Origin of the sequence: Nocardiopsis codii (assembly GCF_036327455.1) — a bacterium.
In the GTDB taxonomy this organism is placed as follows: Bacteria; Actinomycetota; Actinomycetes; order Streptosporangiales; family Streptosporangiaceae; genus Nocardiopsis; species Nocardiopsis codii.
The window spans coordinates 1-13,483 of sequence record NZ_JAUZMY010000053.1 but is presented as its reverse complement, the minus strand read 5'-3'; the positions used below and the strand labels follow the sequence as shown (position 1 = coordinate 13,483).

10 protein-coding genes are annotated in these 13,483 nt (G+C 73.8%); 6 read left to right on the top strand and 4 right to left on the bottom strand.

Going from position 1 to position 13,483, the window contains the following annotated elements:
* The first annotated feature begins 37 nt into the window (after positions 1–37).
* From Q8791_RS30360 to Q8791_RS30345, 4 genes are read left to right on the top strand one after another with little or no spacing between them, the layout of a single operon-like run.
* Positions 38–2,545 (top strand): beta-glucosidase family protein, encoded by a 2,508-nt coding sequence (locus Q8791_RS30360; protein ID WP_330095288.1) that lies wholly within the window; start codon positions 38–40, stop codon positions 2,543–2,545.
* Positions 2,542–3,930, top strand: a complete 1,389-nt coding sequence (locus Q8791_RS30355; protein ID WP_330095287.1) for an ABC transporter substrate-binding protein — start codon at positions 2,542–2,544, stop codon at positions 3,928–3,930. Before Q8791_RS30360 ends, Q8791_RS30355 begins: the two co-directional genes overlap by 4 nt.
* Positions 3,927–4,901, top strand: coding sequence for a carbohydrate ABC transporter permease (locus Q8791_RS30350; protein ID WP_330095286.1), 975 nt, complete (start codon positions 3,927–3,929; stop codon positions 4,899–4,901). Before Q8791_RS30355 ends, Q8791_RS30350 begins: the two co-directional genes overlap by 4 nt.
* Positions 4,898–5,830 carry a carbohydrate ABC transporter permease gene (locus Q8791_RS30345; protein ID WP_330095285.1) on the top strand — a complete coding sequence of 311 codons (933 nt, stop codon included), beginning with the start codon at positions 4,898–4,900 and terminating at the stop codon, positions 5,828–5,830. The genes Q8791_RS30350 and Q8791_RS30345 overlap by 4 nt, the downstream gene beginning before the upstream one ends.
* A 155-nt stretch (positions 5,831–5,985) precedes the next feature.
* Here Q8791_RS30345 and Q8791_RS30340 read toward each other — a convergent pair whose 3' ends face one another.
* Both Q8791_RS30340 and Q8791_RS30335 read right to left on the bottom strand, forming a co-directional pair.
* Positions 5,986–7,410 carry a hypothetical protein gene (locus tag Q8791_RS30340; RefSeq protein WP_330095284.1) on the bottom strand — a complete coding sequence of 475 codons (1,425 nt, stop codon included), beginning with the start codon at positions 7,408–7,410 and terminating at the stop codon, positions 5,986–5,988.
* 401 nt (positions 7,411–7,811) lie between these two features.
* Entirely contained in the window at positions 7,812–8,054 is a 243-nt protein-coding gene (locus Q8791_RS30335) for a hypothetical protein (RefSeq protein ID WP_330095283.1), read from the bottom strand.
* Positions 8,055–8,537: 483 nt separating this feature from the next.
* On the opposite strand from Q8791_RS30335, the gene Q8791_RS30330 reads away from it, so the two are divergent.
* Together Q8791_RS30330 and Q8791_RS30325 are read left to right on the top strand one after the other, a co-directional pair.
* Complete coding sequence (locus Q8791_RS30330; protein ID WP_330095282.1) at positions 8,538–10,733, top strand: serine/threonine-protein kinase; 2,196 nt, start codon at positions 8,538–8,540, stop codon at positions 10,731–10,733.
* A 95-nt stretch (positions 10,734–10,828) separates the two neighbouring features.
* Positions 10,829–11,587, top strand: a complete 759-nt coding sequence (locus Q8791_RS30325; RefSeq protein ID WP_330095281.1) for an SDR family NAD(P)-dependent oxidoreductase — start codon at positions 10,829–10,831, stop codon at positions 11,585–11,587.
* Between the two features lie 25 nt (positions 11,588–11,612).
* On the opposite strand, the gene Q8791_RS30320 is transcribed toward Q8791_RS30325, so the two are convergent.
* On the bottom strand, positions 11,613–12,362 hold the full coding sequence (locus Q8791_RS30320; protein WP_330095280.1) for a 3-oxoacyl-ACP reductase family protein: 750 nt from the start codon (positions 12,360–12,362) through the stop codon (positions 11,613–11,615).
* Positions 12,363–12,461: 99 nt separating this feature from the next.
* On the bottom strand, positions 12,462–13,034 hold the full coding sequence (locus Q8791_RS30315; RefSeq protein ID WP_330095279.1) for an NADAR family protein: 573 nt from the start codon (positions 13,032–13,034) through the stop codon (positions 12,462–12,464).
* Positions 13,035–13,483 lie beyond the last annotated feature (449 nt).

The window sequence follows — 13,483 nt, the reverse complement described above, 5'->3', positions numbered from 1 at the left end:
GGTGCGGAGTCCGCCCGGAAGGGCGCAGCGGGGACCTATGACTCCAGACCTTCACACCCGCGTCGCGCGGCTCTCGACCGAGGCCAAGGTACGCCTGCTGACCGGGCGTACCGGGTGGGTCCTGCACGGGAGCCCGGAGGCCGGTCTCCTGCCCGTCACCGTCTCCGACGGGCCCGCCGGCGTCCGCGGAACCGAGGCCACCCAGCAGGACCACTCCGCCAGCACCCCCAGCCCGACCGCCGTCGCCGCCGCCTGGGACACCGCCCTGATGGAGCGGGCCGGCCGCTTCTTCGCGGCCGAGGCCCGCCGCAAGGACGTCGACGTCGTCCTCGCCCCCGTCCTCAACCTCCACCGCTCGCCCGCCGGAGGCCGTCACTTCGAGTGCCTCTCCGAGGACCCCTTCCTCACCGGGGAGCTCGGCGCCGCGTTCGTCCGCGCGGTCCAGGGGGAGGGTGTCGGCACCTGTCCCAAGCACTTCATCGGCAACGAGACCGAGCACGAGCGGACCAGCTACCGCTCGGCCATCGACGAGCGCACCCTCCGCGAGGTCTACCTGCCGCCCTTCGAGGCGGCCCTCGACGCCGGTGCGTGGACCGTCATGGCCGCCTACAACGGTGTGGACGACGGCACCGAGTCCAACAGCATGACCGACCACCACCGCCTCCTCACCGGGCTCCTCAAGGAGGAGCTCGGCTTCGACGGCGTGGTCGTGAGCGACTGGACCGCCACCCGCACCGCGGGCCCCTCGGCCAACGCCGGGCTCGACCTGGTGATGCCGGGCCCGCGAGGGCCCTGGGCCGAGGGGGACGCCCTCCTGGAGGCGGTCAGGTCCGGCGAGGTCCCCGAGCCGGTCGTTGACGACAAGGTCGTGCGCCTGCTCCGCCTCGCCGCCCGCGTGGGCAAGCTCGACCGGGACACCGCACGCACCGTCCAGGGCGAGGACGAGCGCGTCGTCCTCCGGGAGATCGGCTCACGCGGCCACGTCCTGCTGCGCAACGAGGGCGGACTGCTCCCCCTGGCCGCCGACGGCGTGCGCCGGGTGGCGCTCATCGGCCCCAACGCCGTGGACGCCTACACCCAGGGAGGCGGAAGCGCCCATGTCAACTCCGCGTACCTGGTCACTCCCGCCGAGGGCCTCCGCGAGGCCCTGCCGGACGGCGTCGAGCTCACCGTGACGCGCGGCGGCGACCCCCGCCGCCTGCTGCCGGTGGCCTCCCGCGACCTCGTCACCCGGTGGGAGACGGTCCTTCACGACCCGGACGGCGCCTCGCTCGGAACCCTGCCGGACGAGGGCCCGTCCTTCCACGCCGACGTGCCGGACCCCGCCGCCGTCCGGGCCGTCGTCACCGCCGAGCTCACCCTCACGGAACCCGGGACCCACCAGGTCGAGGTCGGGGTCGTCGGCCGCCACGTCGTGCGGGTGGACGGCGTCGTCCTCTCCCAGGGCGGGCGCACCGCGTCCGCCGCCGAGATCCTGGAATCGCGCCACAGCCACCCCGACGGCCCCAGGGTCGCCGTGGAGGTCGCCGGGGGAGAAGGCCCCCGAGCCGTGCTCGTCGAGGTCGACGTGGAGGTCGGCGACTTCGGCGGCTTCGGCCGCGGGGTCGTCGTCCAGCTGCGCCACCTCCCGCCCGTCCCCTCCACCGAGGAGGAGATCGAGGAGGCCGTCCGGGCCGCGGCCGGGGCCGACGTCGCGGTCGTGGTGGTCGGCACCAACGACGAGGTCGAGTCCGAGGGCTACGACCGCCCGACCCTCGACCTCCCCGGCCGCCAGGACGAACTCGTCCGGCGCGTGGCCGCGGCGAACCCGCGCACCGTGGTCGTCGTCAACGCCGGAGCCCCCGTCCTCCTGCCCTGGCTGGACGAGGTCCCCGCGGTCCTGTGGTCGTGGTTCGGCGGCCACGAGTTCGGCCACGCCCTCGCCGACACCCTGACCGGGCGGTCGGAGCCCACGGGCCGCCTGCCCTGGACGCTGCCCCGCGACCACGCCGACGTGCCGATCATGGACACCCGCCCCACCGACGGGGTCCTCGCCTACGACGAGGGCGTGTTCGTCGGCCACCGCGCCTACGACCGCGGCGGCCGGGACCCCCACCGGCCCTTCGGGTTCGGGCTCGGCTACACCGACTGGGAGATCACCGGGGCCTCGCTCGGCGGCGACCTCCCCGAACAGGACGGAGGCCTGCTCGCCGGGCCGGTCCGTGCCACCGCGACCGTCGCCAACACCGGACCCCGCCCTGGACGCCACGTGGTCCAGGTCTACGTGGAGCCCCCCGCCGACAGCGCGGGCACCACCCGCCCGGTACGGGCCCTGGCCGCGTTCGCCTCCGTGCACGCCGCCCCCGGCACGGAGAGCACCGTCCACCTCGACATCCCGCCGCGAGCGTTCGCGGTCTGGGATCCCGCCACCCACTCGTGGCGTACGCCTGAGGGCGTCTACCACCTCGCGGTGGGCGCCTCCAGCCGCGCCATCGCGCACCGGATCCCGCTCGACGTGCGCCAGTCCATCCCCCCACAGCAGGATTTCCCCGAGGAAACAGCATGAGAGTTCCCCTCCCCCGCAGAGGACCGGGACGCATGTCCCGGCGCGGGCTGCTCCGTGCGGGCCTGACCGCGTCGGCGGTCGGCTCCGTCGCGGCGCTGGGCGGATGCGCCGCCACGGTCGGCCCCGCCGAGAGACGCCCGCTCGTCCCGCCCAAGGGCCCCGACGAGAACATCACGCTCACGTACTGGACCTGGTGGCCCGCCCTCCAGGCGGTCGCCGACATCTGGAACGCGGAACACCCCGACGTCCAGGTCCGGGCCGTCACCATCCCCGGCGGGCTCGACGGCGGGTACGCGAAGATGTTCAACTCGCTGGTCGCGGGAAACCAGCCCGACCTCGCCCAGGTGGAGTTCTTCCAGATCCCCTCCTTCCTGCTGGAGAACGGGTTGGAGGACCTCGGCCGGTACGGCGCCCTGGACCACGCCGACCGCTACGACGAGTGGCAGTGGCTCCAGGCGGCCTACGTCGACGGCCACTACGGCATCCCGGTGGACTCCGGGCCGATGATGTACTTCTACCGCGCCGACAAGTACGAGGAGTGGGGTGTCGGCGAGGCCCCCGCCACCTGGGACGAGTACGCGGAGGCGGCCCGCCGGGTGGCCTCGGCCGGGGACGGCGCCGCCATCGAGTCCTTCCCCGTCGGTGACGCCGACTGGCTCGCGGGCATGTGCATGCAGGCGGGGGCCCAGTGGTTCAGCACCGAGGGCGGCGAGTGGTCGGTCAACCTCCTGGACGACGCGTCGGTGAGGGTGGCCGAGTTCTGGGAGGGGCTGGTCCGTGAGGGCGTCCTCGACCTCACCCGGCCCGTGTGGTCCACGGGCTGGTTCCAGGGGCTCCAGCAGGGCACCATCGGCACCTGGACCGTCGGCAGCTGGGGCGACGCCATCATCAGGGGCAACGACCCCGACAACCCCGGCCGCTGGAGGGTCGCGGGGATGCCGCAGTGGGGGAGCGGCCCCCGCCTGGAGGGCACCTGGGGAGGTTCGTCCTCGGTGGTCCTCAGCGGGGCGCCGCACCCCTACGAGGCGGTGCAGTTCGCCAACTGGCTCAGTACCGACCAGCGCGCGGTCGACGCCATGATCACCGAGTGCGGGATCGGATGGGCCGCCTCGGAGGAGCTCAACGACGGCTCGGTCCGCAACCAGGGGCCCGACCCCTTCTTCTCCGACCAGAACTACACCGGCATCGTCGCCGAGACCACCGAGCACATCCCCACCGAGTGGGTCTGGGGGCCGACCCTCAGCGCCACCAAGAACCACATCGGTGACGCGTTCCGCGCCGCCGTCGCCAATGACACGTCCTTCGTGGACGCGCTGGCGTCCGCGCAGGAGAACACGGTCAGCGACATCCGCGCCAAGGGCCTGTCCGTCAGGAGCGCGTCATGACCACGGCCACGCGCACCGACCCGGGGGCCCCGGGCACGTCCGGCGGGTCCGGCGCGTCCGCGCGGGCGCCGCGCGGCCGGCGGTCCAGGTCGGGCGCGCTCGTGCCCTGGGCCTTCCTCGCCCCGTTCATGGGCCTGTTCGTCCTCTGCTTCCTCCTGCCGATCCTGTACGCCGTCTACCAGAGCTTCCTCCGGGTCCGGCGGCTCGGCCTGTTCGGCGAGGACGGACGCGAGACGGTCTTCGCGGGGTTCGGCAACTACGCTCGCGCACTGGGGCAGGACGGGTTCGTCGACTCGATCGGCCGCGTGCTGCTGTTCGGCGTCGTCCAGGTACCGGTCATGATCGGACTGGCACTCGTCCTGGCCCTGCTGCTGGAGTCGGCCTCCGCGAAGTGGCCCGGCTTCTTCCGCGCCGCGTTCTTCCTGCCCTACGGCGTCCCCGGTGTGGTGGCGTCGCTCCTCTGGGGGTTCCTGTACACCCCGGGCCTGTCCCCGATCATCGACGTGGCCGGGTGGGCGGGCCTGGACCTGGACCTGCTCGGCCCCGAGACGGTCCTGTGGTCGATCGCGAACATCATCACGTGGCTGTTCATCGGCTACAACATGCTGATCCTGGTCGCGCAGCTCAAGACCATCCCCGTCGAGCTGTACGAGGCGGCGCGCATCGACGGCGCGGGCCCCTTCCAGACCGCCTGGCGGATCCAGATCCCCCTCATCCGCCCCGCCCTGGTGCTGACGACGATCTTCTCCGTCATCGGGACCCTCCAGCTCTTCGCCGAGCCACTGATCATCAAGGGCTTCACCGTCAACATCGACACGGCCTACACGCCCAACATGGCGGCGTTCAACTCCGCCTTCACCGACAACGACTACAACGTGGCGGCCGCGCAGTCGGTCATCGTGGCACTGACCGCGTTCGTGCTCTCGTTCGGATTCCTCTGGCTGGTCAACAGGAAGGACCGGCAGCGATGACCACGACCGGCAACGCCACCGAGACGACCTCCCCCGGCGGTCCGGCGCCCGCGCGCCGCCACACCGCGGGCAGGGGGACCGCCACCGGCGCCCCGCTGCGGTCCAAGATCCTCGTCACCGGGATCCTCGCCCTCTTCACGGCGTACTTCCTGGTGCCCGTCGTGTGGGTGTTCGTCGCGTCCACCAAGACCACGTCGGACCTGTTCAACTCGTTCGGCCTGGCCTTCGGCGGCGAGTTCGCCCTGTTCGGGAACATCGCCGACGTGTTCGGTACCAACAACGGGATCTTCTGGCGCTGGACGGTCAACAGCCTCCTGTACTCGGTGGTCGGCGCGCTGCTGGCCACCCTGCTGGCCGCCGCGGCCGGGTACGCCCTGGCCAAGTACAGGTTCCGGGGCCGCGAACTGGTCTTCGGGCTCGTGCTCGGCGGGGTCCTGGTCCCCGCAGCGGCCACCGCGCTGCCCCTGTACCTGCTGTTCAGCCAGCTCGGGCTCGCCAACACCTACTGGGCCGTCCTGCTGCCCAGCCTCATCTCCCCCTTCGGCCTCTACCTGTGCCGGATCTACGCCGACGCCTCGGTGCCCGACTCGATCATCGAGTCGGCCCGGCTGGAGGGCGCGGGGGAGGGGCGCATCTTCTTCACCCTGGGCCTGCGCATGATGGTGCCCGCTCTGGTGACGGTGTTCCTGTTCCAGATGGTCGGCATCTGGAACAACTACTTCCTGCCCCTGGTCATGCTGGCCGACGAGGAGCTCTACCCCATCACCCTGGGCCTCGTGACCTGGCAGTCCTACCAGAGCCGTGACGTCGGGATGTACACGAACGTCGTCACCGGCTCCATGCTGTCCGTCATCCCGCTGATCATCGCCATCGTCGTCCTGCAGCGCTTCTGGCGCGGCGGGCTGACGGCCGGCGCCGTCAAGGGCTGACCCCACAGACCGGCGGGGCCCCCGTCCGAGCCCTTCGGGGGTCCCGCCGCCCCAGACCCTCCTCCCTCTCACCTCCGGCCGACTGCGCGCCTACGAGCGGCTCGACTTCCGCGCCGCGCGACTCCGGTGTGGTGCGGACCGACGGGGTCGGGGCCTCAGACCTCCGTGCCGCAGTCAGTCCCGGGGCCGGAGGGCTCGCAGGACAGCATCACCAAGCGCAGGGTTTCCGGGCCGCTGACCTCCACGGTGACGACCCCGGCGCGGTTCGCGGGGAGGCCCGCCGCGGTGGCCGGATGCGGCGAACCGGGGGCGCCGTCCGCCCGCTCCGCGTCGGCGGTCTCCCGTCCGTCGTCCACCGCGCAGGGGTCGGTGCAGCCGAACACCCGGGCGCTCCCGTTCCGGAGCACCTCCACGCGTGAGCCGACCAGCGCCCCCGGCGCCGCGCCGTCGGACGCGGCCGGGGCGGCCGTCGTGTCGTCGGAGCACACGCTGTCCGCGTCGCACACGCGCAGGTAGAGCGTGGAGGGACCGTGGTCGGGGTCCGTGCGCCAGTAGGCGGCCACGACCTGGCCGCCGACCCGGGCGTGCGACCCGTCCGCGTCGACGTGCGCGTCGCGGTCCGGCTCGGCGGGCCCGGTGACGCACCCGGGCCCGCAGTCGGCCTCGCGCAACCCCCCGGGACCGACCTCGAACAGGTGGGAGGTGCCGTCCTCGTCCTCGATCTGCACCGTGGCCCGGCTCTCCACGGACGCCGTGAGGGCTGCGGCGGTGGCGGGAGGAGGGTCGGCGGGAACGGGCCGGAGAAGCCCGGGGGCCGCGAGCGGAAGGAGCGCCAGCACGCAGACCACCGCGGGCACCGCGGCAGGGATCCCGTGGGCGTCGCCGGGGCGGGGGGAGGGGAGGGCGGCGCGGACCCGCGCTGCCAGGCGGGCGGCACTCCGGTCGCGCACGGTCCGCCAGGCCTCGGCCAGGGCACGTACCGGAGCCAGATCGGCCAGGACGCCGAGGAGGAGGGCGACCAGAAGGAGGGGGAGCACGGCGAGCGCAGCCGCCGCCGCGGCGGCGGGCGCGGACCACACGCCCTCCGCGGCGATCCGGGACAGGCCCCGGACCAGTACGGCGGCCGTCGCCGCCGGCGCGAGGAGCAGGACGAGGGTCGTGGGCACGCGGCGCAGGGCCCGCGACCAGGCCGTCCGGGCGCCGACGCGTCGGCCGAGCAGGGCGCCGCCCCCGACGAGCAGCCCCGCGTGCACGGAGACCGGGAGGCCGACGAGCGCGGAGGCCAGGAGGAGACCGGCGAGGACCACGAGGCCCTGAGTCGGCTCCGCCAGGGCGGAGCCGAGCGGGGAGGCCGCTCCGTCCGCAGCCGGGAGGAGCAGCGCGTGGGAGGAGACCGCCACCGAGGCGACGGCGAGGAGGAGCACGGTCGGCAGGAGGGGGAGCAGCACGGTGGTGGACAGGGAGCCGGCGAGCGGGGAGCCGCGGCGGGGCCGGTCGTGCGGGGGCCCGCCCCGGGACCGGCGCGGGGTCGCGGGATGCGCGGTCCGACGGATTCCGCCGGAGCCGGTCTGACCGTCCATCGCCCGTCCCCCTCACTGTGCCCCAACCGAGACTACACAGGCCTTCCGGGGCGTACCGGGCACTCGGAGGGGGAGGGGTCGGGGGTTCGCCACACCGTGCCGCGCGGTGCTAGGGGGAGACGCGGGTCGGGACGCGGCGGTGCGAACGGGCCCGGCGGAGGGGCCCGGGGCGCATGTGCAGGTCGGGGTACGCGCGGTGGCACCCCAACGGGAGTTCGGGCGTGGCCGGGTCGAACAGGGCGCGAGGGGGAGTCCGCCCCCGACGACGGGACCGGGGTGTTGTGGGGCCGCCCCGGTGGAGGGCCCGGAGCCCTACGGGGCGCCGCCCCGGTGGAGGGCCCGGCCCGGCTCGGTCGGTACCGTGGCGCGTCCGAGCGGGGCAGGGCTCCGGGGAGGGTGTGTCACCAGGCCCGGACGCCGCCGACGGGCGCGGGCAGGCGCTCGTTCAGCCACGTCCACGTGCCGTCGTTCTCCGTGAAGCGGCGCTGGACGCGCTCCACGTCCGTGAGGGGGTTCGCGAACACCTCGTTCCACGCGCCCGCCGCGCGCTCCTCCAGGTAGAGGCTGCGTGCGTCGGTCCGCATGCGCACCGCCTGGAGGGTGTGGGAGGAGCCGTTGCTCAACTGGATGCGGTAGTAGGCCATGGGAAGTCCCTGGGGTCTGGTTCGTCCTGGAAGGAAGAACGGTGCGTTCCCGGAACGCGCGTGCCGCGCCTGGCGGCAGGGGGATCTGATTCCCGGTGCGTGCGGCGGGACGCGAGTGGTCGGCCGCGAGGGCGTGCCCGAAGGGTGGCGGCGAGAGTGCCGAGACCCGGAGCGCTCCGGGAACGGGTGCGGGTGCCGGGGCACCGTGCCGTCCGTGTCCTGGGACTCTACCCCTCCGGGCGCCGAGGGGGGCCGAAAACAGGGCGACGGGTGGTGAAATCCGGGTGATCCGTGGGTGATCGGCAGATCCGATTCGGAAACGGCAGAACATAACGCCTGAAACCCCTGTGATTCGTGTGATCGACGCGACCAGAGGGAAGTAGTGGCGACAAGGGTCGAACGGTTCACGCTCCGCGGTCGTCCAACGGACAAGACCCCTCCCACAGGGCGACCCCGCGCAACGTTTCCGACCCGAGGACCCCCATGGCCCACCCGCCTCCGCCGCCGAACCTCACGCCCCTGCAGAGCTCCGACCCCCGGGCGATCCCGCCGTTCGCCGTGCACGGCAGGCTCGGCGCGGGCGGCATGGGGGTGGTCTACGGTGCCGTCGGCCCGGACGGGCGGTGGGTCGCGGTCAAGGTCGTACGCCCCGAGTACGCCAACGAACCCGAGTTCCGCTCCCGCTTCGCCAGTGAGATCGCCCTGATGCACCGGGTGCGGGCCCGCTGCATCGCCCCGGTGCTCGCACACGACACCCGCGCCGAACAGCCCTGGTACGCCACCGCCTACCTGCCCGGCCCCACCCTGGGCGCACGGGTGCGGCAGGGCGGGGCGCTCCCGCCGCACCAGGCGAGGGTGGTCGCGGCGGGGATGGCCGAGGCGATCGCCGCCATCCACGGCGCCGGCGTCGTGCACCGGGACCTCAAACCGGCCAACGTCATCCTCGCGCCCGACGGCCCGAAGGTGCTCGACTTCGGTATCGCACGGGCTGCCGACGCCACCGGCCTCACCCGGACCGGCGGACTGGTGGGGTCGCCCGCCTGGATGAGTCCCGAGCGCTACCGGGGCACCAGCGGACCCGAGGCGGACGTGTTCGCGTGGGGCGCGATGGTGGCCTACACGGCCACGGGGCGCTCCCCCTTCGGGGACGGCGGCGCCGAGACCCTGATGTACCGCATCCTCCGCGAGGAGCCGGACCTCGCGGGGCTCCCACCCGAGCTGGAGGAACCGGTCGCCCGCGCCCTGGACAAGGACCCCGCGGTCAGGCCGTCGGCCACCGAACTGCTGCACCGGGTCGCCGCGTCGGAGCCGGGGGCCGCCGCCGGAGCGGACGACACCACCATCGTGGACGGGCTGATCCGCGCCCACTGGAGGGACGGTGCGGCGCGCGGCGCCCCCGTCGTTCCGACCGGAGCTGAGACACCCCCGTCACTCGTGGTCGTTCCGCCGCCCGTGGCCGTCACGGCCCCTCCGGGAGGCTGGAGCAGAGGTGGATCCGGGCCCCTGGGCCACGGTCACGGCGGAGGCCACGGCGCCGGCTCCGCGACCTCCCCGCCGCCGCGGAGGAGGTCCCGCCGAGGGCCGGTGGTGATCGCCGCCGGAGCGCTCGCCGTGGCCGCCGTCGGCGGTGTCGGCCTGGTCAACGCCGTGTGGGACGGCGATCCGCCCCCGCCCGGCCCGGACCCCGCTCCGTTCGTGGAACCGGCGGATCCGCACACCCTGTCCGGCACGGTGAACGGGGCGGGCTCCACCTTCCTGTCCTCGGCGATGGAGGCGTGGGCTGCCGGGTACACGGGGGACCGGCAGGCCGACACGACGATCTCCTACGAGGCGACCGGGTCCGGGGCCGGCGCCGACGCGTTCGTGCGCGGAGAGGTGGACTTCGGTGCGTCGGAGAACCCGCTCACGGAGAGCCAGGTCGCGGAGGCGGAGTCGGCCAGGGGCTGTCCCGTCGTGCAGTTCCCGGCAGTGGCGGGGGGCGTCGCCCTGGTGCACGGGGTCGACGGCCTCGACGACGTGTCACTGGACCGTTCCGCGCTGCAGGACATCTACTCCGGGGCCGTGACCGACTACTCCGAGCTCGACGCGGGCGCGGACGCCGAGGTCCCGAACCTGGAGATCGTCCCCGTCCGGCACGAGAGCGAGGCCTCCACCGCGCACGTGTTCAGCCGGTTCCTGGCCGGGGGCGGGGGGACGTGGGGGGCGGACAACCACGGCGACACCACCGAGTGGGGCCCCGGCGTTGTCGCCGCGTCGGGGGACGAGGGGGTGCACGCCGAGGTGGAGGCCACCCCGGGCGCGCTCGGGTTCGTCAACGCCGCCTACGCCGAGGAGCACGACCTTGACACGGTGGCGCTGCGCAGCGACCAGGGGGGCGCGGTCGAACTCACCCCGGAGACGACCAGGGCCGCCACCGAGCAGATCGACCTGGCCGGGACGGACTTCTCCCTCGACTCGGTCAGCGGGGACGACGCCTACCCGCTCATGCGCGTGAACCACGTGTTCGCCTTCGAGTGCGGCTACCAGGACGAGGCCGGCGCCGTCCTGCGCGACTTCTGGGTCTACGCCCTGGGAGAGGACGGCGCGATGATCGCCGAGGACACGGGGTACACGCCGCTGGCGGACACCGTCGGCACGCAGGTCGTCGACGAGTCGGTCTCCTGGATCGGCGCCGTCTGAGGCCCGCCGGGCCGTCCTCCGAACCCCCTTGCGCCCCGGGGCCCGGCGGTACAGAGTGTGACCTGCACCCCACCCCCCAAGAGAGGCCGGACGCAGTGACAGCCACCATCCCCCGCACCGCCGTCGTCTCCGGCGCGGGCACCGGCATCGGCCGGGCCACTGCCCTCACCCTCGCGGCACAGGGGTACAGGGTCGGCCTGACCGGGCGGCGCGAGGAGCTCCTGGCCGCGGTGGCGGAGGAGATCCGCGCCGCCCACGGGCCCGACGCGGCCCACCACGAGGCCGTCGACCTGACCGACCCCGAGGCCGTCGGAGAGGCCGCACCGGCCCTCGCCGAGCGCCTCAGCGGCGTGGACGTACTCGTCAACAACGCGGGCGGTCTGCGCCCGGAGACCGACCCGAGCCTGGCCGGGACGGCCGCGTCCTGGGAGGACGCTTGGTCGGCGAACGTGCTCACCGCTGTCCTCCTCACTCAGGCGCTGCGGCCCGGCTTCCGCGACGGGGGCGGCCGGATCGTCAACGTCAGCTCGATCGCCGCGCTCCGGGGCGGGGGCGGCCCGTACTCGGCCGTCAAGGCCGCCCTGCACGGATGGACGTTCACCCTCGCCGGGGAGCTCGGTCCGCAGGGCATCACGGTCAACGTCGTGGCGCCCGGCTACGTGGCCGACACCGATTTCTTCGGGGGAGCCATGACCTCCGAGCGCCACGAGAGGCTGGTCGGCCAGACCCTCACCGGCCGGGCCGGTCGGCCGGAGGACGTCGCGGACGCGATCGCCTGGCTGGCCTCGCCCGGGGCGCGTCACGTCACGGGGCAGGTCGTCCAGGTCAACGGAGGTGCGTTCCCGGGCCGCTGACCGCGTCCGTCGGGCCCCGGCAGGGTCAGGCGCTGATGCCCCCGTCCACGTTGATGACCGTGCCGGTGACGAACCGTCCGCCGGGGCCCGCCAGGTGGGCGACCGTCTCGGCGACCTCCTCGGGGCGGCCGAAGCGGCCCAGCGGCACCAGCGAGCGGATGCCCTCGGCGTCCGGGCCGTCGGCGGGGTTGGCGTCGGTGTCGACGGGGCCGGGGTTGACCTGGACCACGCCGATGCCGCGCGGCCCGAGATCGCGGGCCAGACCGCGGGTCATCCCGGCCAGGGCGGACTTGCTCATGGCGTACAGGGTCAGCCCCGCGAAGGGGACCCGTTCGGCCACGTTGCTTCCCACGGTGATGACGCGTCCGCCCTCGCCCATGTGGCGCAGCGCCGCCCGCGCCGCCAGGAAGGGTGCGCGGACGTTGACGGCCAGGACGCGGTCGATCTGTTCGACCGTGGCGACGTCGTAGGGGCCGAAGGGGAAGAGCGCCGCGTTGTTGACCAGCACGTCCAGTCGTCCGAAGGCCTCCGCCGCGTGCTCCACCGCCCACGCGACGGCGTCCGGGTCGGCGCTGTCGGCGCGTACGGCCAGGGCACGCCGCCCGGTCCTCCCGACCGCCTCGACCACTCCGTCGGCTGCCTTCGCGTCCCGTTCGTAGGTGAGGACCACGTCGTGCCCGGTCTCGGCCAGGCGCAGCACGATCGCGGCGCCGATGCCACGGCTGCCACCGGTGACGAGCGCGACCCTGCCCTGCGTGCTCAGGTTGTCGTTCATGAGTTCGATAGTGCCGGTTCTGCCTGAGGGAATCCGGCGGAAATCGGACACGTCGTCCTGTCCCGCCGGGTGCGTCGGCGGGCCTTCCCGGAGCCGTGTCTAGGCGGACGCGGCGGCCAGCCGTGAGCGGGCCTCCATGAGCGCGAATCCCAGCAGGTTGAGCCCGCGCCAGTGCGCGGGCTGCTCGGCGTGGTCGTGGTCGGCGCCCAGGCCGATGCCCCACACGCGGTCGCGCGGGCTGGCCTCCACCAGCACGCGGGACGCGGTGCCGAGCAGGTACGTCCCGAGGTCCTCGTTCTGTCCGAACTTGGCCACGCTCCCGTCGACCACGATGCCGAACCGGGCCGCCTCCCACGCCTCCTGGTCGAAGCCGCGGACCTCGCGGCCGATCACCTTGGCGTCGCGGGGGTGGGCAGCCGCGATGATCCGGGACTCCGCCTCGGCGTCGCCGAAGAGGCGGGCCTTACCGGCCATCATGTAGTGCTCGGCGGTCCGGTAGGCGACTCCGTCCACGGTGAATCCGGCGGCCCACCACTGGGAGAGGCAGCTCGCGGAGACGCCCCCGGCTGCCGGCGGTCGGTGGCCCCAGAAGCACAGGAACCCGGCCCGCCGCGTCGAGGCGAGGAGTTCGCTCACCGACCGGGCGTCCACCGGGTCGTGTGTGTCGTTCATGGCCGGAAGTGTGGCAGGGGTCGCCGACGTTCTGCCGGCGGGTTTCCCCCTGTGCCCCCAGGGCCTCCGGGGGCTCGCGGTTCCCCCGCGACCCGGGCCGACGCGGAGCGCAGACCCGGGGACGGCCCTCCCTAGGCCGCGTTCCGCGGATCATTCCGGGCTCGCGTCCCCCGGGCTGCCTCTCGCCGCGCCGACTGCGCTCGGACAGCCGAACCCGGGCTGACCTGCGCTACTCGTCTTGCGAGAGATGGCCTGGAAGCCGCTCGCGTCGATCGGCGCAAGCGCCGAGTCAACCGAAAGCATCCACAGAACACGCCCTAGTTGTACTGACCACGGAGGTTGGTAACACCCACCCCCCCTGACACACGCGAAGAGGGCCTCCGGTATCGGTGTGGATTGCGACATCTGCACCGACTCGCCGGAAGGCCCTCGATGCCCCACACTACCCA

Excerpts from the sequence above, each read along its gene's own strand:
- Q8791_RS30360 (WP_330095288.1), top strand. The coding sequence starts at position 38 with ATGACTCCAGACCTTCACACCCGCGTCGCGCGGCTCTCGACCGAGGCC.
- Q8791_RS30355 (WP_330095287.1), top strand. The coding sequence starts at position 2,542 with ATGAGAGTTCCCCTCCCCCGCAGAGGACCGGGACGCATGTCCCGGCGC.
- Q8791_RS30350 (WP_330095286.1), top strand. The coding sequence starts at position 3,927 with ATGACCACGGCCACGCGCACCGACCCGGGGGCCCCGGGCACGTCCGGC.
- Q8791_RS30345 (WP_330095285.1), top strand. The coding sequence starts at position 4,898 with ATGACCACGACCGGCAACGCCACCGAGACGACCTCCCCCGGCGGTCCG.
- Q8791_RS30340 (WP_330095284.1), bottom strand. The coding sequence starts at position 7,410 with ATGGACGGTCAGACCGGCTCCGGCGGAATCCGTCGGACCGCGCATCCC.
- Q8791_RS30335 (WP_330095283.1), bottom strand. The coding sequence starts at position 8,054 with ATGGCCTACTACCGCATCCAGTTGAGCAACGGCTCCTCCCACACCCTC.
- Q8791_RS30330 (WP_330095282.1), top strand. The coding sequence starts at position 8,538 with ATGGCCCACCCGCCTCCGCCGCCGAACCTCACGCCCCTGCAGAGCTCC.
- Q8791_RS30320 (WP_330095280.1), bottom strand. The coding sequence starts at position 12,362 with ATGAACGACAACCTGAGCACGCAGGGCAGGGTCGCGCTCGTCACCGGT.
- Q8791_RS30315 (WP_330095279.1), bottom strand. The coding sequence starts at position 13,034 with ATGAACGACACACACGACCCGGTGGACGCCCGGTCGGTGAGCGAACTC.